Below are 228 nucleotides of genomic sequence, written 5' to 3' on the forward strand. Positions count from 1 at the left end.
CGCAGGGCCCCCGTGCGCGAAGACGACCAACGGCATGTCGCCGTCCGAGTGGCCGGCCGCCACGAGCGGGCGCCGGCCGATCCGACTCCAGATCCGCACCGGCTTCTCCGGCCCGTCGTCGAAGTAGGCGAGGGCGGAGGAGTAGCGGACGCTGGCTTCCTTCTCGTCGTTGGCGAGTCCGGGCGCCGTGCCGATCTCGCGCTCGGGGGGGATGCCGTAGTTCGCCTG

1 pseudogene is annotated in these 228 nt (G+C 72.8%); it reads right to left on the minus strand.

Annotated features, from left to right (window positions below):
- Window positions 1-228: pseudogene (locus KVS71_RS19800) on the minus strand (haloacid dehalogenase-like hydrolase); the annotation flags it as partial.

The sequence above is a fragment of the Microbacterium sp. GbtcB4 genome (assembly GCF_019091465.1).
In the GTDB taxonomy this organism is placed as follows: Bacteria; Actinomycetota; Actinomycetes; order Actinomycetales; family Microbacteriaceae; genus Microbacterium; species Microbacterium paraoxydans.